The following is a 22,041-nucleotide window of genomic DNA, read 5'->3' as shown; positions in this document are numbered from 1 at the left end:
ATAAAAAAAAGCGTCAACGGGTTCAATGAATAAATAGCGTTTCAACTAATCTTGTCGCGATTTTGCGAGGCGTTTTCAGAAATTTGGGTTGATCTTTATCCAGGATGACAGTACTGTATATTCATACAGTCCACTGCTGGTGATTAACTTATGCGAACACAACATCCTAATAATGCACGCTATGCTCATCATTATGCGTCCACTTCCGTTCCGGCCTCTCAGGGCGGTGGAATTACTGAGTTACGCTACAGCGAACAGCCCGGTATGATGCAGATGTTACTGTTGCCATTATTGCAGCAGCTGAGTCAGCAATCGCGCTGGCAGTTGTGGTTAACACCGGCATATAAACTGAATCGCACCTGGCTGCAGGAATCAGGATTACCACTGGATAAAAGTATGCATATCGCCGATTCTGAACGTCTGAATGCGGTTGAAGCGATGGTTAAAGCATTGCGTACAGGAAATTACAGTGTCGTTCTGGCATGGATTCCTTACGATCTTGACGAAGATGAACGACGTCAACTTGAAAATGCGGCGGCAGAGGGTGAAGCGCTGGGATTGATTTTGCGTGCAAGCGGGACATCAGAAGCGCCTCTCAGACCGCAAACTGCGATAAAAATTCAGTCGGATTTGTTTCATTAAGTAAAAATCAGAAGTTTCCCAAGCTATTTTTCTTATCTGTCGCAGCTAAACCACTGATTCTGTTAGTTCGAGCGTTGACAATGGTTTAGCAAGTTTTTAGGGCTTTTTGCCGCGGCAATAAGACCAGCCTAATTGTTAGAAATTGTGTATAAATCGCTGTTTTTTTTACATAAGCGCCTCACATCATACTTGTAAGTTTCCAATCTCGTTGTAGACTTTAGCTCGCCAGGGTGCTCAATAACCTCCGTTTTTTGCGGTAGAGTCATAAGCGAGCGTTTTGACCCGGCGAAGGATTTAAACCAAGAGCAACCTTTTTGCTCATTGCCTATTTGGATGATAACGAGGCGCAAAATGAAAAAGACAGCTATCGCAATTGCAGTGGCACTGGCTGGCTTCGCTACCGTAGCGCAGGCCGCTCCGAAAGATGACACCTGGTACACCGGTGCTAAACTGGGCTGGTCTCAGTATCACGACACTGGTTACTACGGTAACGGTTACGAAAACAATGACGGTCCAACTCATGAAAGCCAGCTGGGTGCAGGTGCATTCGTTGGTTACCAGGCAAATCCATACCTGGGCTTCGAGCTGGGCTATGACTGGCTGGGTCGCATGCCTAACAAAGGCAACGTGACTAACGGCGCATTCAAAGCACAGGGCGTTCAGCTGGCTGCTAAACTGAGCTACCCAATCTATGACGATCTGGACGTGTATACTCGTCTGGGCGGCATGGTATGGCGTGCAGACTCAACGCAGACTAACCCAACTACTGGCCGCATCAGCGACCACGACACCGGCGTATCTCCGCTGGCTGCTGTTGGTGTTGAATATGCGCTGACCAAAAACTGGGCTACCCGTCTGGATTACCAGTGGGTTAACAACATCGGTGATGCACAGACCGTTGGTACTCGTCCAGACAACGGCATGCTGAGCGTAGGCGTTTCATACCGCTTCGGTCAGGATGACGTCGCTGCTCCGGCGCCAGCTCCGGCTCCAGCACCAGCTCCAGTTGTTGAAACTAAGCGTTTCACTCTGAAGTCTGACGTTCTGTTCACCTTCAACAAATCTACCCTGAAGCCAGAAGGCCAGCAGGCTCTGGATCAGCTGTACAGCCAGCTGAGCTCAATGGATCCTAAAGATGGTTCCGTTGTCGTACTGGGCTTCACCGATCGCATCGGTTCAGAGCAGTACAACCAGAAACTGTCTGAGAAACGTGCTCAGTCAGTCGTAGATTACCTGGTATCTAAAGGTATTCCTTCTAACAAGATCTCTGCACGTGGCATGGGTGAATCTAACCCAGTTACCGGCAACACCTGTGACAGCGTGAAAGGCCGTAATGCCCTGATCGACTGCCTGGCGCCGGACCGTCGTGTAGAAATCGACGTTAAAGGTATCAAAGACGTTGTAACTCAGCCACAGGCTTAAGTTTACACGTAATAAAAAAACCCCGCTAAGGCGGGGTTTTTTTTATGCCGGTAATAAAACCGGACTGAGAGATGAAGGCTTTGATTGCCCTGCCCGATTATTCGCTCTCTGAACCGGAGTTACCCAGAATCGCCTGCAAATCCTGCTTCAGGCTCGACATCTGAGTGGCATATTTCTCTTTACGTTCTGCATCTTCTATCAGCTGAACAATCGTTTCAGAGAGCGTGCAGCCGCGCCGCTGTGCCAGACCTGCCAGTCGCTGCCAGACCAGATACTCCAGGTCTATCGATTTTTTTCGCGTATGCTGATGTTCAGCGTTGAAATGGCGTTTTCGTCGGGCTCGGATGGTCTGCTTCAGTCGGTTATCCAGATCAGCGTGAATATGTTCTGCGATCCATTCATTCACTGTAACCGGATTATTTTCCATTGCCAGCAGCTTTATCCACTGCTGCCTGCGCCGCGCTTAACTCAAGGTGACGCGTGATCAGTTCACCTTCCCGATGTTTTTTCACCAGGTATTTCCACTTCCATCCACATTCAAGATTTTCGAGTTGCTGGTATTTCATCGGAATCTCATCGTGATCACGTAACGAACTAAGAATAACAGCTTTTTTCCCGGATGCAGCAACGAAAAACATGCTGTCACCATCACATCTTCAACAGGAAGTCTGCAGTGCTTAACAAGGGTGAATCCTGTATAATCTCGCTTTTCTTAAAACAGACAAATGCGATTATTTTGACCAGCACTCAACTTACGTGGCAGACCTTACAGCCAGATAGCGCGCAATACCAATCCGTTTTCTCCCGAATTGCTGATGAAGAAACTGATGCTCTGGCAACGGTACAGCCCCGGTTGCTGAATGCACTGGCGCATTTACACCACCAGACGCAGGGTTTCCCGTTACTGCTGGTTCGTAGCCAGGAGAATCGCGATTATCTGACATTCATTGCCCAGGCCGCAGAGCGGGTCATGGCCGACAGTACCACTCTATTCGGCGGTGATTACCATATCATGGCCGACAACGTCACGCTCCAGCCCCCCTCCGATCCTCAACGCCCGTTCACCAGTCAGGGTGGTATTCACTTTGCTGAATGGACTGAGATGGAGCAGTTGTTTGGCTGCGTGCGCCAGTATAAAGATCGCATCCAGCTGGAACCGGGCCTGATCCATCGTGCTAATGGCGGCACGCTGCTGCTTTCACTGCGTAGCCTGATGACGCAGCCGATTCTCTGGTTGCGCCTGAAAAAGTGTGTTGAGCAGGGCTATGTTGAGTGGACATCTCAGGATGAACGCCGGCCGCTGCCAGTCTCGATTCCTCCCTTGCCCCTCAATCTGAAACTGGTCCTGTGTGGCGATCGGGAAGCGCTGGCAGAATTTCAGGAGCTGGATCCCGAAGCTCACGAAATGGCCATCTATACTGAATTTGAAGAGAATATTCAGATTCTGGATGAAGATGACATGCTTGCCTGGTGTCGCTGGAACATCGAACTGGCGCAACAGGCGGGTCTGCCCCAGCCGGAAGCGGACTTCTGGCCAGAACTGATTAAAGAAGGCGTCCGCTACAGCGGCGATCAGGAGACGCTGCCACTCTGCCCCCGCTGGCTACAACGCCAGATGCGCGAATCGGCCCTGATGGGCGATGAACTGAACGCTGAAGCGCTGCGTGATGCGCTGGAAGCGCGTTTGTGGCGCGAGAATTATCTCAATGAGCGGATGCGTGACGAGATCCTGCTGCGACAGATTCTGATTGAAACAGAAGGCGAAGTGGTTGGTCAGATTAATGGCCTGTCGGTCGTTGAATATCCTGGCCATCCCCGTGCCTGGGGCGATCCCTCGCGTATTACCTGCGTGGTACATCCCGGCGATGGTGAATTCATGGATATCGAGCGTAAAGCGGAGCTGGGCGGTAATATTCATGCCAAAGGCATGATGATTATGCAGGCTTACCTGATTGCCGAACTGGAACTCGATCAGCAACTGCCCTTCTCGGCCTCAATGGTCTTTGAGCAATCTTACTCCGAGGTGGATGGTGACAGTGCTTCACTGGCTGAACTCTGTGCCTTAATCAGCGCGCTGGCTAATCAGCCCATCAATCAGCAAATTGCGGTGACCGGCTCGGTTGATCAGTTCGGCAACGTACAACCGGTGGGCGGACTGAATGAGAAAATCGAAGGCTTTTTTTGATATCTGCCATCAGCGAGAACTGACAGGTCAGCAGGGCGTGATTATTCCCGCCAGCAATGTCCGTCATCTCAGCCTCAGCCAGGCGGTTGTCAGTGCGGTTGAACAGGGTCATTTCCATATCTGGGCAATTGACCGTGCCGATGAAGCGCTACCGCTGCTGACCGGTAAAATCTGGAGTACCGAGGATGGCCTGGGCGACTGCCTGCTGAATACCATCCAGGAACGCATTAGCCTGTTCAACCAGCCGGACGGTCCGCAACGTCCCTGGGCGCTGCGCTGGCTTAACTGGTTCAACCACCGTTAATCCGATTTGCTCAGCGTACAACTGTTCGCTAATATTCGTGATTCACTAAAACAAGGCTTATTGAAAACATGGTAGATAAACGCGAATCCTATACCAAAGAAGATCTGATTCTGTCAGGTCGTGGTGAACTGTTTGGCGAAAATGGTCCGCCGCTTCCATCCGGCAACATGCTGATGATGGACCGCGTGGTCAAAATGACCGAAGACGGCGGCAAATATGACAAAGGCTTTGTTGAAGCGGAGCTGGATATCAATCCTGATCTCTGGTTCTTCGGCTGTCACTTTATTGGCGATCCGGTGATGCCGGGTTGTCTGGGCCTTGATGCCATGTGGCAGCTGGTTGGTTTCTATCTGGGCTGGCTGGGCGGCGAAGGTAAAGGTCGTGCGCTGGGCGTGGGTGAAGTGAAATTCACCGGTCAGGTCCTGCCAGATGCGAAGAAAGTGACTTACCGCATTCACTTCAAACGCGTTATTAACCGCAAACTGGTTATGGGCGTGGCAGATGGTGAAGTGCTGGTTGACGGTAATCTGATCTATACCGCCAGCGATCTTAAAGTCGGCCTGTTTAAAGATACCGCCGCTTTCTAAGCGTTTCTCCCGGAAACAAAAACCTCCGCGCATGGCGGAGGTTATATTCCCTTTTCAGTGACATCCGGTTATGCAGCTACCGACCTGTCCTCCATGGCTTGTCGCCAACCTCCCAACCAGTGAGACTTAGCGTCAATCAACTGATACGGACACATCTCTTTTGAGCGTCCAGTAATGCCTGCCTGATAACCACGTGAATGGGCGCGTTCGAGGCGGTCTCGTTTCTGTCTCTTCATACTCCGTGTCCCTCATGTAAGGTCTGTGGAATCTGGTGGAAAGAAAAGTGGTGAATTAATGTTCAACCACCCTTATGTTCTACCTCCTGCGCACCCAAAGATCAATGCCCAATCTTCATGCCAGTGTCATAAATGTGACCTTAATCGGTAAAAATAATGACGTTCTGTGATGCATGCGACAACACTATCATTCTGATTAAGCTAATAAAAAAAGCCCCTGACCCCTGTCGGGAAAGCACGACAATCGGTCAGGGGCTTAGCTTATTTATTCACATCAATCTTAATTTAACGCAACCACGCTATTGGCAATCTTCTGTGCTGTCTGTTGCCAGCCCGCCGCCAGGGTTCTGACCATCGCATCGTAGCCATCTTCGGTCTGCGGCAGTACCAGGTTAAACGCCTGTTTGGTCAGCCGGCCCTGATGTTCCAGCGTCCATTCGCCACTGACGACTGCTTTGCCATCATAGCGCCCCTGGAAGCCTGTTACGGTCACATTCAGCGTATCGTGCTGCGCGCCTAAAGGTGAACCGGCTACCAGCCGGCCTGGCAGCGCCTTGCTCAGGTTAGTGATCAATGTCTGCTGCAACTGCTGATCGAGCGGGCTGGCCCAGAGATTATTCGCGGCGATAACGTATTTGACATCGCTGGTCTGATAAACCAGTCCGTTGCCTGCCAGATAGTCCGGCACCGTCACCTGCTGCACCCATAACATCGGTTGCGCTTCATTCAGCTGGCTGCTGCTGACCTGCATGGAAGCCGCCCCGGAGGGCAGCTGATACCAGGTATTGTCAACGCTGCTACTGCACGCACTCAACACCAGCGCGGCACAAAGTATCAATCCTTTATTCACTGTTTCGCCCTCTTCGGCTGGGGATCCTGTCCCGGTTTTGCCTCAAATACCAGCGCATTGCTCTTGGTGTTAAGCGTTCTTAACACCGGCTGGAGTTCACGCAGAACCTTATCCAGGCGCTGCATATCCCCCCACCAGCTTGCTGTAGGCTGGTGAACCTGGCTGCAGGCCTTTCATGCTGCGGTTCAGCTCGCGCAATGTCTGCTGCAGGTCTTCCGGCAGGGTTTTCATAGCCGGACTGGCGGTGACTTTGTTGATGTTGTCGATGGTGCGCTGCAGATCACGCATCGTTTTCTGGCTCTCTTTCAGCGTGCCTGTCGCTTCATTGACCATACCGTTCAGTGGCAGACTGTTGATCTTATCCAGCGCCGCCATCAGCTTCTGCTGAATCTGGCTCAGGCCACCGCTGACCGTTGGGATAACTTCATAGCCAGAGACTTTCTGCGGCCCTTTGTAAGGCGGTGCATTGTCATAGAAGTCGAGATCGACATAGAGCGCCCCCGACAACAGGCTACCGGTTTTCAGCGTCGCACGCAGGCCACGTTTTTTACCATCCTGCAGATGCTGTTGCAGATCGAAGTTCTCACCCAGTCGGCTGATAAAGCGATCCGGCTCAATGCGAATCAGCACCGGCACGCGGTAATCATTGTTCAGCGCCTGGTCCAGACCGGCTTTCATCAATGGCGCTTCTGAGACGGTACCCAGGCGAATGCCGCGGAACTCAACCGGCGCCCCCGCCTGCAGACCACGGATGGAGTCGGTGAAGAACATCAGGTAATCAATATGGTTGGTGTAGAGCGAGTCCTGAATGCTGCGCTGATCGTCAAACAGATGATAGTCAGACTTATTCTGCGCAGGCTGACCCAGCTCCCAGCCATCCGGCACGTCAAAACTGACGCCGCCGCTGAACAGCGTGGTCAGCGATCCCATTTCCACCCGCATTCCTGAAGCGGACATATCCACGGCGATGCCGCTGTCCTTCCAGAAGCGCACGTTGGTTGTAATCAGGCGATCGTAAGGCGCAGCGACGAACAGCTGATAGGTCATCATGCGTTTTTCGGTATCAAAAGCGCTGGTCTCGACTGTACCGACGCGATAGCCACGGAAAAGCACCGGATCCCCCGGATTGAGCTGACCCGCTTTCTTGCTGTCCAGCACGATGCGAATCCCTTTGGCATCCGGTGGCGCTAACGGCGGCGCATCCAGCAGCTTAAACTGCTCGGGTGCCTGGCTTTTAGTGCCCGGCTGTAATTCGATATAGGCACCGGATAACAGAGTGCCGAGACCGCTGATCCCTTCGCGACCCACCTGCGGTTTCACCACCCAGAAAACGCTGTCGCTGTGCAGCAGTTTTTCCATGCCTGAATTCAGGCGCGCTTTGATTTCCACATGGTGGAGATCGTCGCTTAACACCGCGCTTTCCACCACACCGACATCCACGCTACGGCTTTTAATCGTGGTTTTACCCGCAACAATGCCTTCGGCGTTTTCGGTGATGAGGGTGACTTCCGGCCCCTGATGGCTGAAGTGATAAAAGAGGATCCATCCGCCGATTAACAGCGTAACGATGGGGACAATCCAGACCGGCGACCAGCGCTTAATCTGTTCCACCTTTGCATGGCCGTGATTAGTTTCCGTCAAGGCGCGACTCCTTCATATTGTTTTCGCGTACACGATCCCAGGTTAATCGCGGGTCAAAGGTCATGGCAGCAATCATGGTGATAATCACCACCATTGCAAACAATACTGCCCCCCACGCGGGATAAACATTCATTAATTGCCCCATGCGCACCAGCGCAGAGAGCACGGCAATAACAAACACGTCGATCATTGACCAGCGGCCAACAAATTCGACCACTTCATAAATTTTGTGCATCCTGTGACTGTCACGCTGTCCGCGTCCGCTGGCATCCCAGCAAAGCCAGCCAATCGCCAGCATTTTCAGCGTAGGCACCATGATACTGGCGATAAAGATCACCAGCGCCACCGGATAGGAGCCATCACCCCACAGCACAATCACCCCCCGCCATGATATTGGAGGGATAGGCTGTGCCGAGGGTTTCCGTCACCATGATCGGCAACAGGTTGGCCGGGATATAAAGCAGTATTGAGGTGAACAACAGCGCCAGCGTCCACTGCAGGCTGTGCTTACGCCGTGCCTCAGCCGTGACGCCGCAGCGGGGACACTTATGCTCTGCTTCCGGCAGAATGGCCGTACAGCAGGGACAGGAGCGCAGACCCTGCTCTAAACCACTGATGCCCACTTCGGGCGGATGGGGCAGTGCAGGCCGGGGGGGACAGACTGTCCCACAAGCCGCGTCGATCAACGCACTGAAAGGCCCGCAACTGCAGCAGACAGAACAGAACCCACGGCCAGAAGCTGGTCTCCAGGCCGATCTCGCCATAGGCCATCAGCTTGACGAAACTGACCAGCACGCCCGCCATAAAGATTTCTGCCATGCCCCAGTTACGCAGCTGAAACAGAATACGTGCCAGACCAGTTTTGAGTCCAGTCGGCAACGGGACCCGATTGACCAGAAGGATAATGGTGATCATGCAGAAGGCCGGAACCGCCTGCACAAAGAGAAGGAACAGCGTCGCCAGACTGCTGTAATCTTCCGTCACCATCACCTGAGGTATCTGCGCCAGGGTGATCTGGCTGGTCAGCCCTGCCACCTTCATTGAGACAAAAGGAAACAGATTCGCCAGCAGCAGCATAAACAGCGCTGCCAGCGCATAGCCCGTTGGCCGTTTACGCGGTTCGTGCCAGTTGGCCGTCAGGGAGGTGTGGCAGCGCGGGCATGACGCACGGCTGCCAACGGGAATGTCCGGCAGCTTAATCATTAAATCGCATTGTGGACAGAGCATCCACGCGTTACTTTTCACTGCTGAACACATCCGTTAGCCCTGCCCTACGCGCCGTTTTTCAGTGACTCTAGCTCTTCCCAGCGCGCAAAAGCGGTTTCCAGCTCCTGCTCAGTCTGAGCCAGATTATCCAGCACCGGTTGCGTCTGATCGTGTGCCTGACTGAAGAAGTCGGGATGACTCATCTTCGCCTGCAGTTCTCCGATACGCGCTTCCAGCTGCTCCAGTTTTTGCGGCAGCTGTTCCAGCTCACGCGCCAGATTGTAGCTGAGTTTATTCACGCTACGCTTCGCATCACCCTTCTCTGCTGCAGGCTTAGAGGCGTTGCCCGTCGCTTTCGCCGGTGCTGCCGCCTTGTGCTGCCGGTAGGCGGCGCGCTGCTGCTGAGCATCGTGATAACCGCCAACAAAGGTGCCAATCTCACCGTTGCCTTCAAAAATCCAGCACTCGGTAACGGTATTATCGACGAACTGACGATCGTGGCTCACCAGTAACACGGTGCCCTGATAACCATCAATCAGCTCTTCCAGCAGTTCCAGCGTTTCGACGTCGAGGTCGTTAGTCGGTTCATCCAGAATCATCAGGTTGCTGGGACGCAGGAACAGGCGTGCCAGCAGCAAACGGTTTCGTTCACCGCCCGAAAGGGCGCGCACCGGCGTCATGGCACGTTTTGGATGGAACAGGAAGTCCTGCAGATAGCCCAGTACGTGGCGCGGTTTGCCGTTGACCAGTACTTCCTGCTTGCCTTCGGCCAGGTTGTCCATCACGGTGCGATCCGGATCCAGTTCAGCGCGATGCTGGTCAAAGTAGGCCACTTCCAGCTTGGTACCGGAATGCACACGACCATGGTCAGCTTTCAGCTGCTGCAGCATCAGGCGCAGTAAGGTAGTTTTCCCGCAGCCATTTGGCCCGATCAGCGCAATTTTGTCGCCACGCTGCACCTGGGTTGAGAAGTCCTTCACCAGCACTTTGCCATCGACCGCGTAGTCGACATTTTCCAGCTCAAAGACAATCTTGCCGGAACGGGACGCTTCGCCCACCTGCATGTTGGCTTTGCCCATCACTTCACGACGTTCTGAATGTTCACGACGCAGCGCTTTCAGCGCACGCACACGACCTTCATTACGGGTACGACGGGCTTTGATGCCCTGACGGATCCACACCTCTTCCTGCGCCAGCTTACGGTCAAATTCCGCGTTCTGCATCTCTTCAACGCGCAACGCTTCCTCTTTGCCTTCCAGATAGAGATCGTAGTTGCCTGGCCAGGAGACCAGCTTGCCACGGTCCAGATCGACAATGCGCGTCGCCATGTTGCGGATAAACGAACGGTCATGGGAAATAAAGATGATGCTGCCGGTGAAGTTCTTCAGGAACGTTTCCAGCCAGTCGATGGTTTCGATATCGAGGTGGTTGGTTGGCTCATCCAGCATCAGGACGCGCGGGTTACTCACCAGCGCACGGCCCAGCGCCGCTTTACGCAGCCAGCCGCCCGAGAGCGACGACAGCTCGGTATCGGGCTGCAGACCAATCTGCTCCAGCACGTCATGGATGCGGCTCTCCAGCTGCCACAGATTCTGGTGGTCGAGAATGCTCTGCAGACGCGCCATCTCATTGAGGTTTTTATCGCTGGGATCTTCCATCACCACATGGGAAATGGCGTGATAGGCTTTCAGATGCTCAGCCTGCTCTTCAACGCCCTCGGCCACGAAGTCATACACCGAACCGGTAATATTGCGCGGCGGATCCTGTTGCAGACGCGCCACGACCAGATCGGTTTCATAAATAATGCGGCCATCATCCAGTGGCTGTTCGCCATTGATGATTTTCATCAGCGTGGATTTACCCGCACCGTTACGGCCCACCAGACAGACGCGTTCGTTCTCTTCGATGTGCAGTTCGGTATTGTCTAACAGCGGCGCATCGCTGAAGGAGAGATAAGCGCCGTGGATACTGATTAATGACATGTAAGCTTATTCCTTACCGGCGTGAGTGATCAGCCAGCAGTTGTGAATTTGACGGTTACGCGCGAAGTCCTGCGACTGCGTTTTCTGGGTAATATCCTGCGCCTGCAGGCCCAGTGATTTCAGGCCATCCATGTCCATTTTGAAACCGCGTTTGTTATTGGAGAACATGATGGTGCCGCCGCGACGCAGCAGGCGCTTCAGGTTACGCATCAGCATCATATGATCGCGCTGAACGTCGAAGCTCTCTTCCATACGTTTTGAGTTGGAGAACGTTGGCGGATCGATAAAGATCAGGTCAAAGTTCTCGTCACTCTCATTCAGCCAGCTCAGACAGTCCGCCTGCATCAGACGATGCTGACGCCCGGTCAGTCCGTTAAGACGCAGGTTGCGCTCCGCCCACTCCAGATAGGTACGCGACATATCTACCGTGGTGGTTGAACGCGCGCCACCCAGACCGGCATGCACACTGGCAGTACCGGTATAGGCAAACAGGTTCAGGAAATCTTTGCCCTGACTCATCTGGCCCAGCATTTTACGGGCAATGCGGTGATCGAGGAACAGGCCGGTATCGAGATAGTCGGTCAGATTCACCCAGAAACGCGCATTAAACTCTTTAACTTCGAAATAGTCGCCCTTCTCGCTGAGCTTCTGATACTGCGCTTTGCCTTTCTGGCGTTCACGCGTTTTCATAATCAGACGGTCGGCAGGCAGTTGCAGCACGCTCAGCGTCGCGCTGATGACATCGAACAGACGCTGACGCGCTTTATCAGGATCGATGGTTTTTGGTGGCGCGTACTCCTGGATAATCACCCAGTCGCCATAGCGATCGACAGCAACGTTGTAGTCTGGCAGATCGGCATCGTAAATACGGTAGCATTCAATGCCTTCCTGACGCGCCCACTTCTCCAGTTTCTTCACGTTTTTACGCAGTCGGTTAGCGTAATCTTCCGCAATCTGTCCGGCGCTTTCATGACTGTTAACCGCCAGCTTATAGTTTTTCTGCACGCAATCCAGCGGACCGTTCTTCGCTTTAAACTGGCGATCGGCACGCAGCTGCAGGCAGCTCAGCAGTTCTGGCGAGGCGCTGAACAGCGACAGGTTCCAGCCGCCAAAATGCTGCTTCATCAGACGTCCGAGCTGGCTGTGCAGCGCAATCAGGGCTGGTTCGCTCTCCAGACGTTCACCGTAAGGAGGATTACTCAGCACCGTACCGTGAACCGCCGGGTCAACCGGATTAGTCAGCTTCAGCAGATCCTGCTGGCCGAAGGTGAAAAGTTCAAAGACGCCAGCGCGGCGGGCATTCGCCTGCGCCCACTCCAGCACCCGACCATTATTGTCGTAGCCAAAGAAGCGCGCCTGGGTGGCAGCCGTGCCAGTGCGGGCACGGTTCTGCGCCTCAGTTTTAACCTCCTGCCACAACGCAGCGTTAAACTGGCTCCAGGCGGTGAAGCCCCAGTGCTTGCGCAGCAGGCCTGGCGCACGATCGCAGGCAATCAGTGCGGCTTCAATCAGCAGCGTACCGGAACCACACATCGGATCGATCAGCGGTGTCGTCGGCTCCCAGCCAGAACGCAGCACGATGGCCGCCGCCAGGGTCTCTTTTAACGGCGCCTGACCGGTCTGCTGGCGATAACCACGCTGATGCAGCGAGCTGCCGCTGAGATCCAGCGCAATGCTGGCGCGATCGTCATTCAGCCAGACGTTGACACGGATATCTGCCTGTTCACGATCGACGTTAGGTCGTTCGAGATTCTGACGGGTAAAGCTGTCCACGATGGCATCTTTAACTTTCAGCGCACCAAACTGGCTGTTACGAATCGAATCGTTGGTGCCGCTGAAATGCACAACAAAGGTTTTGTCACTGCCGAACATCGTCGGCCAGTCCACGCTCTGCACACCCAGATAGAGATCCAGATCGCTGTAGACGCCAAACTCTCCCAGCGGCAACAGGATGCGTGATGCTAAACGACTCCACATCAGGCTTTGGTACATAGTGCGATCGTCGGCTTCGTAGTGAACGCCTCCCTGCACCACTTGCAAATCCTGCGCGCCCAGCGCGTCCAGCTCACTTTTTAACAGCTCTTCGAGCCCACGCGCCGTGCTGGCAAACAGAGAATTCATATCGTCACTTTTTAACTCTTGAGAAAATTGTCGCGCATTATAGCGAATCGGAGACCTATGTCATAAAGTTAGCTTCTTTTGTGCTGCGCGTCGGGTTCAAGGAGAACACCATGATCACGCTTTCCCGCTTATTTATTCATCCTGTGAAGTCGATGCGGGGATTAGCGCTGTCACACGCGCTGGTCACTGACAGCGGACTGGCATTTGATCGTCTGTTTATGGTGACCGAACCTGATGGCACCTTTATTACCGCGCGTCAGCATCCGGAGATGGTGCGCTTCACGCCCGCGATTTTACCGGATGGCCTGCTGCTGACGGCCCCGGATGGCAGTCACTCCCTGATCCGCTTCAGCGATTTCGATGAGCAGGATCACCCCACCGAAGTCTGGGGAAATCATTTCACCGCGCGCATAGCGCCGCCTGCGATTAACCAATGGCTGAGCCAGTTCTTCCCGCGTGAGGTTCAGTTGCGCTGGGTCGGGCCGCAACCCAGCCGCCGGGTTAAAGCGTTTAATCATATTCCGCTGAGCTTTGCCGACGGCTTTCCGTTTTTGCTGATCAACAACGCGTCGCTGCATGATCTGCAACAGCGCTGCCCGGCCAGCGTCCGTGCCGAACAGTTTCGTCCGAATCTGGTCGTCAGCGGCGCTGCCGCATGGGATGAAGACAGATGGGCGGAGATTCAGATTGGCGACGTGATATTCGAGGTGTCTAAGCCATGCAGTCGCTGCGTGCTCACCACTGTCAGCACCGAAACCGGCGTTAAGCATCCTGCCGGTCATCCGCTGGCCACGCTGCAGACGTTCCGTACCGCCCTGGATGGCAGCGGGGATATCGATTTCGGTCTGAACTTAGTGGCGCGCAACAGCGGGGTGGTGCGCGCTGGTGATGAGATGATTGTCCTGAAACGTCATGCACCGCGCAGCTATGGTGCCGGTGAAGTGGTCGAAACACTGAAACCAAAGCAGCAGGCGCCTGATGCCGTGACTATCACGTTTCAGGGTCAGACGTTCACCGGGGATAATCAGCAGGTATTACTGGATCAGCTGGAGATGCAGGGCTTCCGGATCCCCTACTCCTGTCGGGCGGGACTGTGCGGCAGTTGCAAGCTGAGTCTGGTCGCGGGTGAGGTTAAGGCGCTGAAACAGAGCGCCCTGCGTCAGGACGGCACGCTGTTGAGCTGCAGCTGTATTCCGGCTGGCGATGTAGAACTAAGGTAGTCAGACTGCGCGGGCGTAGCGCGGCGCGACATCCTGATACAGGGGCTGCAGGCGATCGTTCATCACCTTGATGGCATCGCCAAGCACCATGTTTTTTCCGGCCAGCGTCAATCCCGGCTGCGCCAGCAGGCAGAGTGCCGCGTTATCGCCACTCTCAACCACCAGCAGTCGTGCCTGCGTTCCCTCTTCTGCCAGCGTAACCTGTACCATTTCACCGGGACGGGGCTGCATTGCCGGAGCATAAGAGGCGAAATGCCAGCTTTTCGGCATCAGTGGCTTGAGGAAGCGTGCAGCGACCAGCGCATTTAACACCAGTTCGGCGCGATGGCTGCCACTGAGTTTGCACTGACGGCAGGTCTCTTCAAAGGTGTAATAAAGGGCGGCGTCATCGACACAAAAACCCGATTCAGTGAAGGCATCCGGCGTGAGCATCTTGCGGGAATAACGGGAACGAAAAAGCATACCGTCTGCCAGGTCGAGCATCATTCGGTCGTGGCTGTTGTCAAAATACCAACGCCAGTTATCATCGGGTTTAATTTTCATCGTGTGCCCTGTATTTACCGCTGCGCCAAAAATCACGCAGAATTCAGCGAAAAAAGAAACATAAGGAAAAGCTGAAAAAGCGTGCAACAGGACAAAATATAAACGAGCCGAGGGGATAAATAAACCCCCCCGGCCAATGATTGTGAGAATTGTCTTAGAGATGGGTGACGATATCTTTAATTAAGCCTGGCCCCTGATAAATAAAGCCTGAATAAATCTGAACCAGTGTTGCCCCGGCGGCGATTTTTTCACGCGCTGCCGTCAGAGAATCGATCCCGCCTACCCCAATAATCGGCAACCGTCCCTGCAGTTCCTGAGAGAGACGCTGGATCACCGCCGTGCTGCGCGACTGCACTGGCCGTCCACTTAACCCACCCGCTTCCTCAGCATGCTTAAGACCGCTCACCAGCGAACGATCGAGCGTGGTATTGCTGGCAATCACGCCATCAATCTGATGACGAATTAAACTGTCCGCGACCTGAATTAACTCTTCTTCAGAGAGATCGGGCGCAATTTTTACGGCCAGCGGAACATATTTCAGATGACGCTGTTCCAGCTCTTTTTGTTTCTGTTTGATGGAAGAAAGCAGATCATCCAGCGCCTCGCCATATTGCAGCGAACGTAAACCTGGGGTGTTAGGTGAGGAAATATTGATGGCGATATAACCGGCGTGGGCATAAACCTTTTCCATGCAGATCAGATAATCATCTTTGCCCTGCTCGACCGGCGTATCTTTATTTTTACCGATATTGATCCCCAGCACGCCGTTAAAGCGCGCTTTCTTCACGTTTTCAACCAGGTGATCAACACCCAGATTATTAAACCCCATCCGATTGATAATTCCGCCCGCTTCCACCAGACGAAACATGCGTGGCTTATCATTTCCTGCCTGGGCGCGCGGCGTGACGGTGCCGACTTCAACAAAGCCAAAGCCCATCGCCGCAAACGCATCAATGCACTCTGCGTTCTTATCCAGACCCGCCGCCAGGCCAAGGGCATTCTTAAAGGTCAGTCCCATACAGGTGACCGGACGCGACGGCAGATTCTGGCGATAAAACATCTCCAGTGGGGTGCCGTTCATAAAACGCAGTTGCTGAAAAGTGAGTTCGTGTGCGCGTTCGGGATCAAGTTTAAACAGCGCCGGTCGGACGATAGGATAAAACATGCACTCTCCTGAAGGACGGAAGCGATCGTGGAAGTCGGTGCACGGGAAAATGTGCGCCAGAATGGTAAAGTGCTCTGGCGCAAAAGTAAATCGAACAGCGGGGATGCATAAAACTATCTGAAAATGCTTTGATCTTACGCGGCGGAATCGTTTACGGGGTGATTTTTCACCTCAGAGGGAAACAGATATTCCCGCAGGATGCCGTGACGTTGCATGATGCCAAAAATACCGAGACAGACAAACGCTTCAGCCCCGACCATCGACCATGCGGCACCGATTGCGCCAAACTTCCACGCCAGGAAACAGCACAGCGGCACGTTAACCACACCAGCGGCCATCATCACCCACATACGCTGGCGGGCCAGACCATGTGGGATCAGAATCTGTAATCCAGCCGGGTAGGCAATGTTGCCAAACAGGAAGCAGAGCACAAAGACGCGCAGCACATCCGCTGACTGGATAAAGTCTTTACCCAGCAATATTGAGACCACCAGGTCAGCAAAGAACCAGGTGAAGATTACAATCGACAGACTCAGGGAAAACGACAGCAGCAGGCTTTTGCGTGTCGCGGCAATCGCGGCCCGTTTATCCCGGCCGAACAGGTGGCTGACGCGCGGGAAGAAGGCGCTGCCGATCTGCTCCGGCACAGAGTTAGCCGCTTTACGCAGGCGATCGGCGCCGTTGTAGATCCCGACCATGTAAGTAGAAGCAAAGGTGGCGAGAATCACCACGTTGACGCTGTTGAAAAGGTTAGCGCCGGCGATGGCGATAAACACATCCATGCTGTCGGTGATGCGCTGTTTGATTTCGCGCGGTTCAAAGCGGTAGCGGCCTATGACTTTCATCTCCAGCACAAACTTCAGCGTAATCGCCGCGCTGATAATGGAGACCGCGCCAGGGATCAGGGCAGCCAGCCAGGTATCCTGCGGAGATTTCACCAGCAAAAAGGTCAGCGGAATCGCACAGAAGTTACCGAAGGTGGCGATCATCGCCGTCTTACCCAGCTTCTCAAAGCCCTGCATCAGCCAGCCGAATGAAAACAGCGAGCCGACCAGCGTGGTGCAGTTCGCCAGAATGATGAAGAACAGAGGGTGCCAGGAGGGATTGAACCAGGTCGCGGTCAGCAGCGTGCCGCTGGTGACCACCAGCAGCATCAGCTTGGCGTTGAATGTTGACCAGAAGAGCTGGCTGACGCGTTCTTTGTCATCACGATGGTGAGCAATATCTTTGGTGGTAAAGACATTGAATCCCCAGTCGGAGATGGTGCTGCAATAGAGGACGCAGGCGATCGCCAGCGCCAGCGTACCCATCTGCTCTACACCCAGAACGCGGGCAAGATAGGGCAGCGTGGCCAGCGGAAACAGAAACGATGCGCCACGGTAAGCCAGCAGCGAGAAAATATTAATAACCAGACTTTTATCGAGTACTTTTGCCATGTCGCAACAACCTTATACACATTGCATGTCTCACCTTCTCATTTCGCTAAGGCATAAACAATATCGCTAAACATTTTTCAGAATCAGGCTGCGCGCTTGAGCTCTTTTTTAACCTTGTAGTGCTGCAGCGCAATAAAGAGCTCCGGGCGATTAAACAACAACCACTCTTTAAGATTTTCTGATTTTACATTACGACCCATAAAGCGAATGGCATTACAGACATATTCCGGCACCGGCGTTTTATTATAGAGAGACAAATAGATCATCAGACGGAACGAATGAAGTAAATAAGACTTTTCCAGCGAACTACGCCAGGCTGATTTAGGGAGCGAACTGGTTAACGTATTATAAGCATGCATAAAAGCGTCATAGCGCTGATAGAAAAACTCATTGCCTTTGGTACTGTTGGTCAGTGAACCACTGCGGATGCGCTGCTTATAATAGACCTGACGGCTGACCCATGCGTGCTGGCATTTCATAAACACGGAGAGCGTAAAGTTGTGGTCTTCATGAACCCGACGGACAAAGCGCAACTTATGCTGTTCAATGACGCTTTTTCTTAAGACGTAATTCCAGACGGCAGAGGTATATCTGCCATTACGCAGCAGGCGCAGAAAGACCTCCTGTGGTTTCTGCTGGCCAAACTGGTCATGCTTCACTTTTGGCGAGGTGATATCAATGTGGCCATCTTCATAGACGCAGGAGTTAAAACAGAAAAGATCCGTTTCAGGATGCTTCTCCGCCACCATTGCCAGCTCAGTGACGAGGCCATCAACCACGACATCATCCGGGTCACAGAAAAAGAGAAACTGACCCTTTGCCAGTGCAATGCCGGTGTCCCGTGCATTGCCGAGGCCGCCATTTTCAATGGTGATCACTTTCACCTGAGAAAGGTGCGCATAATTCTGTTCAATTAAGGCTAATGTTCCATCAGTAGATCCATCATTCACAATGATTATTTCATTGGGCGCTTTAACCTGGCGTAATAACGAATCGACGCACTCTACAATATATTTCTCAACATTGTAGGTTGGAATAATAACGGATAACAGGATGTCAGACATATGCAATTCTCTGCTGTTAGAAAATGACAATACGATTCACCTGCCTGATGCAGGTTCTGACCAGAGGCGAAACGTCGAAAAGAGTAAGGCGCGATTATTATGATTGCTTTCATTGAGCCCGATTATCTTAAACCTGTAATGCGAAAAAAAGACCAGCCGTAAAAATCATCTTAATGTTTCACGTGAGCATCACTCTTAACGAAAGTGCATCTATAGCCCGCAGTAATGTTAAAACCGTTGAGGATCGATTTAAATTAGCCCTGCAAAGCAGACGTAACCAGATTCAGGAATCTGTAAGCGAACATCTGAAACGATGAATAATTTCAGCATTCCTTCATTATTATTACAGTTTGCTTTCTGCAATAAATCTTAATCTTTGGCAGAGGCTGCCGCAGATAAGCTGATTCTGTGCTGCTTCGCAGCGCTATTTTGTCAGCCGTTGCGCTTTATGGCCGCGCCACTCTCAGAAAAAATGATTATGCAATCAGACGAAAGATATTTTTTCTGCTCAACCGACACATTTTGACGATCTCGTATCATGCCCCTTAATGAATTGTTTCGCTGTCAGCGCTTAATTTAAGAATTATCGGAAGCGGTGATGCTGACATCTGTCGCAACGCCTTCTATTTGCAGATTTCACCCTTACTTTGCCGGATAAATCATTTAAGCCCACTCCCCTGCTCTGACAGTATGAAGGCATAAGTTCTCAACATTTGATAATCAATAACTTTTAGTTATAAGGAGTGATGATGCGAGTTATTACGCTGGCAGGCAGCCCACGATTCCCCTCCCGCTCAACCTCACTGCTGACGCTGTGTCAGCACAAGCTGGAGGCGCGTGGTATTGAAGTCATTCCGTGGAATATTCACAACTTTCAGCCTGACGATTTAATCAATGCGCGTTTTGATGCACCTGCGCTTCTCGCCCTGCGTGACGATCTGGCTTCGGCTGATGGACTGATTATTGCGACACCTATCTATAAAGCGTCGTTTTCGGGTGCGCTGAAGACGCTGCTCGATCTGCTGCCTGAACGCGCACTGGAACACAAAGTCGTGTTACCGCTGGCCAGCGGCGGCAGTGCCGGTCATATGCTGGCGCTGGACTACGCCCTGAAGCCGGTGCTCAACGCCTTAAAGGCGCAGGAGATCCTGCATGGTGTTTATGCCGAGGATCATCAGATCAGTCATTACGACCGTCAGCCCGAACTGCAGGATTCACTGTCACAGCGCCTGGATGAGGCCGTCTCCGCCTTCTGGCTGGCACTGACCCGTCACCACCATCCCGTTGCGCAAGCGGTATAAGGAAGCGATCGATGAAGCTGAGATTGAGAAAGTGGCTGGTGGCCGGACTTCTGCTGGCCGGCCTTCAGGTACAGGCCGCCGAATCCGATCCGTCTGAGATTCGCATCGGCTATCAGAAAGGTTCGGTCAGCATGGTGCTGGCGAAGTCACATCAGTTACTGGAGAAGCGTTTTCCCCATACCCGGATTAAGTGGATCGAGTTCCCTGCAGGTCCGCAAATGCTGGAAGCGCTGAATATCAACAGTATCGACCTGGGCAGTACCGGTGATCTTCCCCCCGCTGTTTGCCCAGGCCGCGGGCGCGGATCTGCTCTATGTTGGCGCGGAGCCGCCAAAACCCAAAGCGGAAGTGATTCTGGTGCCAAAAAAGCAGCCCGCTGAAACAGGTTGCGGATCTGAAAGGCAAGAAAGTGGCTTTCCAGAAAGGCTCCAGCTCTCACAACTTACTGCTGCGCGCCTTACAGCAGGCGGGTCTGACCTTTAAAGACATCACGCCGGTTTATCTCACCCCCGCCGATGCGCGCGCCGCCTTCCAGCAGGGTGACGTTGATGCCTGGGCAATCTGGGACCCCTACTATTCATCGGTGATGCTGCAGGGGAATTCGCGCCTGCTGATTGATGGCAGCTCCCTTAACCTGACCGGCTCCTTTTATTTAGCGACCCGCAGCTACGCCGAAGCCCATGGCGCGTTTATTCAGCAGGTGCTCGACACCTTCAGCACTGCTGACGCGCTGACAATCAGCCAGCGTCAGCAGAGCACCACGTTACTGGCGCAGGCGATGGGCTTGCCCGAACCGGTTATCGCCAGCTACCTCAGCCATCGGCCGCCAACCCGCATTTCGCCGGTCAGTGCCGAAACCGCGGCCGCCCAGCAGCGCACCGCTGACCTGTTCTATGCCAATCATCTCTTGCCAGTAAAAGTGACGATTCAGGATCGCATCTGGCATCCGCATACCGTGACGCAATAAGGAGCAACAATGAGCGTATCCATTTTCTGGTTCCTGCCGACGCATGGCGACGGCCACTATCTTGGTACTGCCGAAGGGGCGCGACCGGTTGATCACGCCTACCTGCAACAGGTGGCGCAGGCCGCTGACCGCCTTGGCTTTGGCGGCGTACTGATCCCGACCGGCCGCTCCTGTGAAGATGCTTGGCTGGTTGCCGCCTCGCTGATTCCGGTGACGCAGCGCCTGCGATTCCTGGTGGCGTTGCGTCCTGGGGTGATTTCACCAACCCAGGCAGCGCGTCAGGCCGCCACGCTGGACCGTCTTTCTAACGGACGTGCGCTGTTTAATCTGGTGACCGGCGGCGATCCGGAAGAGCTGGCGGGCGACGGCGTGTTTCTCGATCACCGCGAGCGTTACGCGGAATCCGCCGAGTTTACCCGCGTCTGGCGCCGGGTGCTGGAAGGCGAAACCGTCGATTATGAAGGCAAGCACGTGAAGGTTCGCGGTGCGCGTCTGATGTTTAAACCGGTGCAGCAGCCTCGTCCCCCCGCTGTGGTTTGGCGGCTCTTCTGAACCCGCCCAGGAGCTGGCGGCCGAACAGGTCGATGTTTACCTCACCTGGGGCGAACCACCTGCGCAGGTTAAAGAGAAGATTGATCAGGTGCGCGCGAAAGCGGCAGCCCAGGGGCGCACCGTCCGGTTCGGCATCCGTCTGCATGTGATCGTGCGTGAAACCAATGAAGAGGCCTGGCAGGCCGCAGACAAACTGATTGCCAATGTGGATGACGCCACCATCGCGAAAGCGCAGGCGGCGTTCCAGCGGGCAGACTCTGTGGGGCAGCGCCGGATGGCCGCACTGCATGGCGGTCGCCGCGACAAGCTCGAAATCAGCCCTAACCTGTGGGCAGGCGTCGGCCTGGTGCGCAGCGGAGCCGGGACCGCGCTGGTCGGCGATGGTCCGACCGTGGCCGCTCGCATCAAAGAGTATGAAGCGCTGGGCATTGAGACCTTTATCCTGTCGGGTTATCCGCACCTGGAAGAGGCTTATCGCGTCGGCGAACTGCTGTTCCCGCATCTTGATCTGCAGGTTCCACTGGTGCCCCAGCCGCGCGTGGTTCAGGCACACGGTGAAGCGGTAGCCAACGATTTTACCCCTGAGAAAAAAGTCGCCCGGGGCTGAGGAGAGCATG

13 protein-coding genes and 6 pseudogenes are annotated in these 22,041 nt (G+C 53.8%); 8 read left to right on the top strand and 11 right to left on the bottom strand.

Annotated elements, in window-relative coordinates; translation table 11 throughout:
* The first annotated feature begins 150 nt into the window (after positions 1–150).
* Positions 151–642, top strand: a complete 492-nt coding sequence (sulA, locus tag JNO11_RS06395; RefSeq protein ID WP_064690094.1) for an SOS-induced cell division inhibitor SulA — start codon at positions 151–153, stop codon at positions 640–642.
* 351 nt (positions 643–993) lie between these two features.
* Entirely contained in the window at positions 994–2,064 is a 1,071-nt protein-coding gene (gene ompA / locus JNO11_RS06390; protein ID WP_010255028.1) for a porin OmpA, read from the top strand.
* A gap of 97 nt (positions 2,065–2,161) precedes the next feature.
* Here ompA and matP read toward each other — a convergent pair.
* Positions 2,162–2,630, bottom strand: a pseudogene (matP, locus tag JNO11_RS06385) (macrodomain Ter protein MatP).
* 53 nt (positions 2,631–2,683) lie between these two features.
* On the opposite strand from matP, the pseudogene JNO11_RS06380 reads away from it, so the two are divergent.
* Both JNO11_RS06380 and fabA read left to right on the top strand, forming a co-directional pair.
* A pseudogene (locus JNO11_RS06380) lies at positions 2,684–4,553 on the top strand (Lon protease family protein).
* Between the two features lie 68 nt (positions 4,554–4,621).
* Positions 4,622–5,140, top strand: a complete 519-nt coding sequence (gene fabA, locus JNO11_RS06375; RefSeq protein ID WP_009091047.1) for a bifunctional 3-hydroxydecanoyl-ACP dehydratase/trans-2-decenoyl-ACP isomerase — start codon at positions 4,622–4,624, stop codon at positions 5,138–5,140.
* Positions 5,141–5,208: 68 nt separating this feature from the next.
* Here fabA and rmf read toward each other — a convergent pair whose 3' ends face one another.
* The 6 genes and pseudogenes from rmf to rlmKL all read right to left on the bottom strand — a co-directional run bounded on the left by rmf (position 5,209) and on the right by rlmKL (position 13,176).
* Positions 5,209–5,376 (bottom strand): ribosome modulation factor, encoded by a 168-nt coding sequence (gene rmf / locus JNO11_RS06370; RefSeq protein ID WP_008925875.1) that lies wholly within the window; start codon positions 5,374–5,376, stop codon positions 5,209–5,211.
* 280 nt (positions 5,377–5,656) lie between these two features.
* Positions 5,657–6,226, bottom strand: a complete 570-nt coding sequence (pqiC, locus tag JNO11_RS06365; RefSeq protein WP_022625928.1) for a membrane integrity-associated transporter subunit PqiC — start codon at positions 6,224–6,226, stop codon at positions 5,657–5,659.
* A pseudogene (pqiB, locus tag JNO11_RS06360) lies at positions 6,223–7,867 on the bottom strand (intermembrane transport protein PqiB). Before pqiB ends, pqiC begins: the two are co-directional and overlap by 4 nt.
* Positions 7,854–9,124: pseudogene (gene pqiA, locus JNO11_RS06355) on the bottom strand (membrane integrity-associated transporter subunit PqiA). The pseudogenes pqiB and pqiA overlap by 14 nt, the downstream one beginning before the upstream one ends.
* A 14-nt stretch (positions 9,125–9,138) precedes the next feature.
* A complete protein-coding gene (locus JNO11_RS06350; protein WP_031592840.1) occupies positions 9,139–11,055 on the bottom strand; it encodes an ABC transporter ATP-binding protein in 1,917 nt (638 codons plus the stop codon).
* A gap of 6 nt (positions 11,056–11,061) precedes the next feature.
* Positions 11,062–13,176: a bifunctional 23S rRNA (guanine(2069)-N(7))-methyltransferase RlmK/23S rRNA (guanine(2445)-N(2))-methyltransferase RlmL gene (gene rlmKL / locus JNO11_RS06345; protein ID WP_010669780.1), complete on the bottom strand. Its 2,115-nt coding sequence runs from the start codon at positions 13,174–13,176 to the stop codon at positions 11,062–11,064.
* Positions 13,177–13,286: 110 nt separating this feature from the next.
* Here rlmKL and JNO11_RS06340 point away from each other — a divergent pair, with 110 nt between their 5' ends.
* Positions 13,287–14,396: a YcbX family protein gene (locus JNO11_RS06340; RefSeq protein ID WP_325177081.1), complete on the top strand. Its 1,110-nt coding sequence runs from the start codon at positions 13,287–13,289 to the stop codon at positions 14,394–14,396.
* Here the strand turns inward: JNO11_RS06340 and JNO11_RS06335 are convergent, their stop codons facing one another.
* The 4 genes from JNO11_RS06335 to JNO11_RS06320 form a co-directional block, all read right to left on the bottom strand.
* Positions 14,397–14,939 carry a cell division protein ZapC gene (locus JNO11_RS06335; protein ID WP_010255003.1) on the bottom strand — a complete coding sequence of 181 codons (543 nt, stop codon included), beginning with the start codon at positions 14,937–14,939 and terminating at the stop codon, positions 14,397–14,399.
* Between the two features lie 154 nt (positions 14,940–15,093).
* Positions 15,094–16,104 carry a quinone-dependent dihydroorotate dehydrogenase gene (pyrD, locus tag JNO11_RS06330; RefSeq protein ID WP_010255000.1) on the bottom strand — a complete coding sequence of 337 codons (1,011 nt, stop codon included), beginning with the start codon at positions 16,102–16,104 and terminating at the stop codon, positions 15,094–15,096.
* Between the two features lie 134 nt (positions 16,105–16,238).
* Positions 16,239–17,540 (bottom strand): flippase, encoded by a 1,302-nt coding sequence (locus JNO11_RS06325; RefSeq protein ID WP_052270876.1) that lies wholly within the window; start codon positions 17,538–17,540, stop codon positions 16,239–16,241.
* 83 nt (positions 17,541–17,623) lie between these two features.
* Entirely contained in the window at positions 17,624–18,604 is a 981-nt protein-coding gene (locus tag JNO11_RS06320) for a glycosyltransferase (RefSeq protein ID WP_010254993.1), read from the bottom strand.
* Positions 18,605–19,353: 749 nt separating this feature from the next.
* Between JNO11_RS06320 and ssuE the strand changes: the two genes are divergently transcribed.
* The 3 genes and pseudogenes from ssuE to ssuD all read left to right on the top strand — a co-directional run bounded on the left by ssuE (position 19,354) and on the right by ssuD (position 22,031).
* Positions 19,354–19,905, top strand: a complete 552-nt coding sequence (gene ssuE / locus JNO11_RS06315; protein WP_010254991.1) for an NADPH-dependent FMN reductase — start codon at positions 19,354–19,356, stop codon at positions 19,903–19,905.
* A gap of 11 nt (positions 19,906–19,916) precedes the next feature.
* Positions 19,917–20,872: pseudogene (locus JNO11_RS06310) on the top strand (sulfonate ABC transporter substrate-binding protein).
* Between the two features lie 9 nt (positions 20,873–20,881).
* Positions 20,882–22,031: pseudogene (ssuD, locus tag JNO11_RS06305) on the top strand (FMNH2-dependent alkanesulfonate monooxygenase).
* The last annotated feature ends 10 nt before the right edge of the window (positions 22,032–22,041 follow it).

Origin of the sequence: Pantoea sp. 1B4, from assembly GCF_016925765.1 — a bacterium.
Classification (GTDB): Bacteria; Pseudomonadota; Gammaproteobacteria; order Enterobacterales; family Enterobacteriaceae; genus Pantoea; species Pantoea agglomerans.
This window is presented reverse-complemented; position numbering and strand designations above follow the sequence as displayed.

Coding starts and splice junctions, on each gene's coding strand:
- sulA (WP_064690094.1), top strand. CDS start 151: ATGCGAACACAACATCCTAATAATGCACGCTATGCTCATCATTATGCG.
- ompA (WP_010255028.1), top strand. CDS start 994: ATGAAAAAGACAGCTATCGCAATTGCAGTGGCACTGGCTGGCTTCGCT.
- fabA (WP_009091047.1), top strand. CDS start 4,622: ATGGTAGATAAACGCGAATCCTATACCAAAGAAGATCTGATTCTGTCA.
- rmf (WP_008925875.1), bottom strand. CDS start 5,376: ATGAAGAGACAGAAACGAGACCGCCTCGAACGCGCCCATTCACGTGGT.
- JNO11_RS06350 (WP_031592840.1), bottom strand. CDS start 11,055: ATGTCATTAATCAGTATCCACGGCGCTTATCTCTCCTTCAGCGATGCG.
- rlmKL (WP_010669780.1), bottom strand. CDS start 13,176: ATGAATTCTCTGTTTGCCAGCACGGCGCGTGGGCTCGAAGAGCTGTTA.
- JNO11_RS06340 (WP_325177081.1), top strand. CDS start 13,287: ATGATCACGCTTTCCCGCTTATTTATTCATCCTGTGAAGTCGATGCGG.
- JNO11_RS06335 (WP_010255003.1), bottom strand. CDS start 14,939: ATGAAAATTAAACCCGATGATAACTGGCGTTGGTATTTTGACAACAGC.
- pyrD (WP_010255000.1), bottom strand. CDS start 16,104: ATGTTTTATCCTATCGTCCGACCGGCGCTGTTTAAACTTGATCCCGAA.
- JNO11_RS06325 (WP_052270876.1), bottom strand. CDS start 17,540: ATGGCAAAAGTACTCGATAAAAGTCTGGTTATTAATATTTTCTCGCTG.
- JNO11_RS06320 (WP_010254993.1), bottom strand. CDS start 18,604: ATGTCTGACATCCTGTTATCCGTTATTATTCCAACCTACAATGTTGAG.
- ssuE (WP_010254991.1), top strand. CDS start 19,354: ATGCGAGTTATTACGCTGGCAGGCAGCCCACGATTCCCCTCCCGCTCA.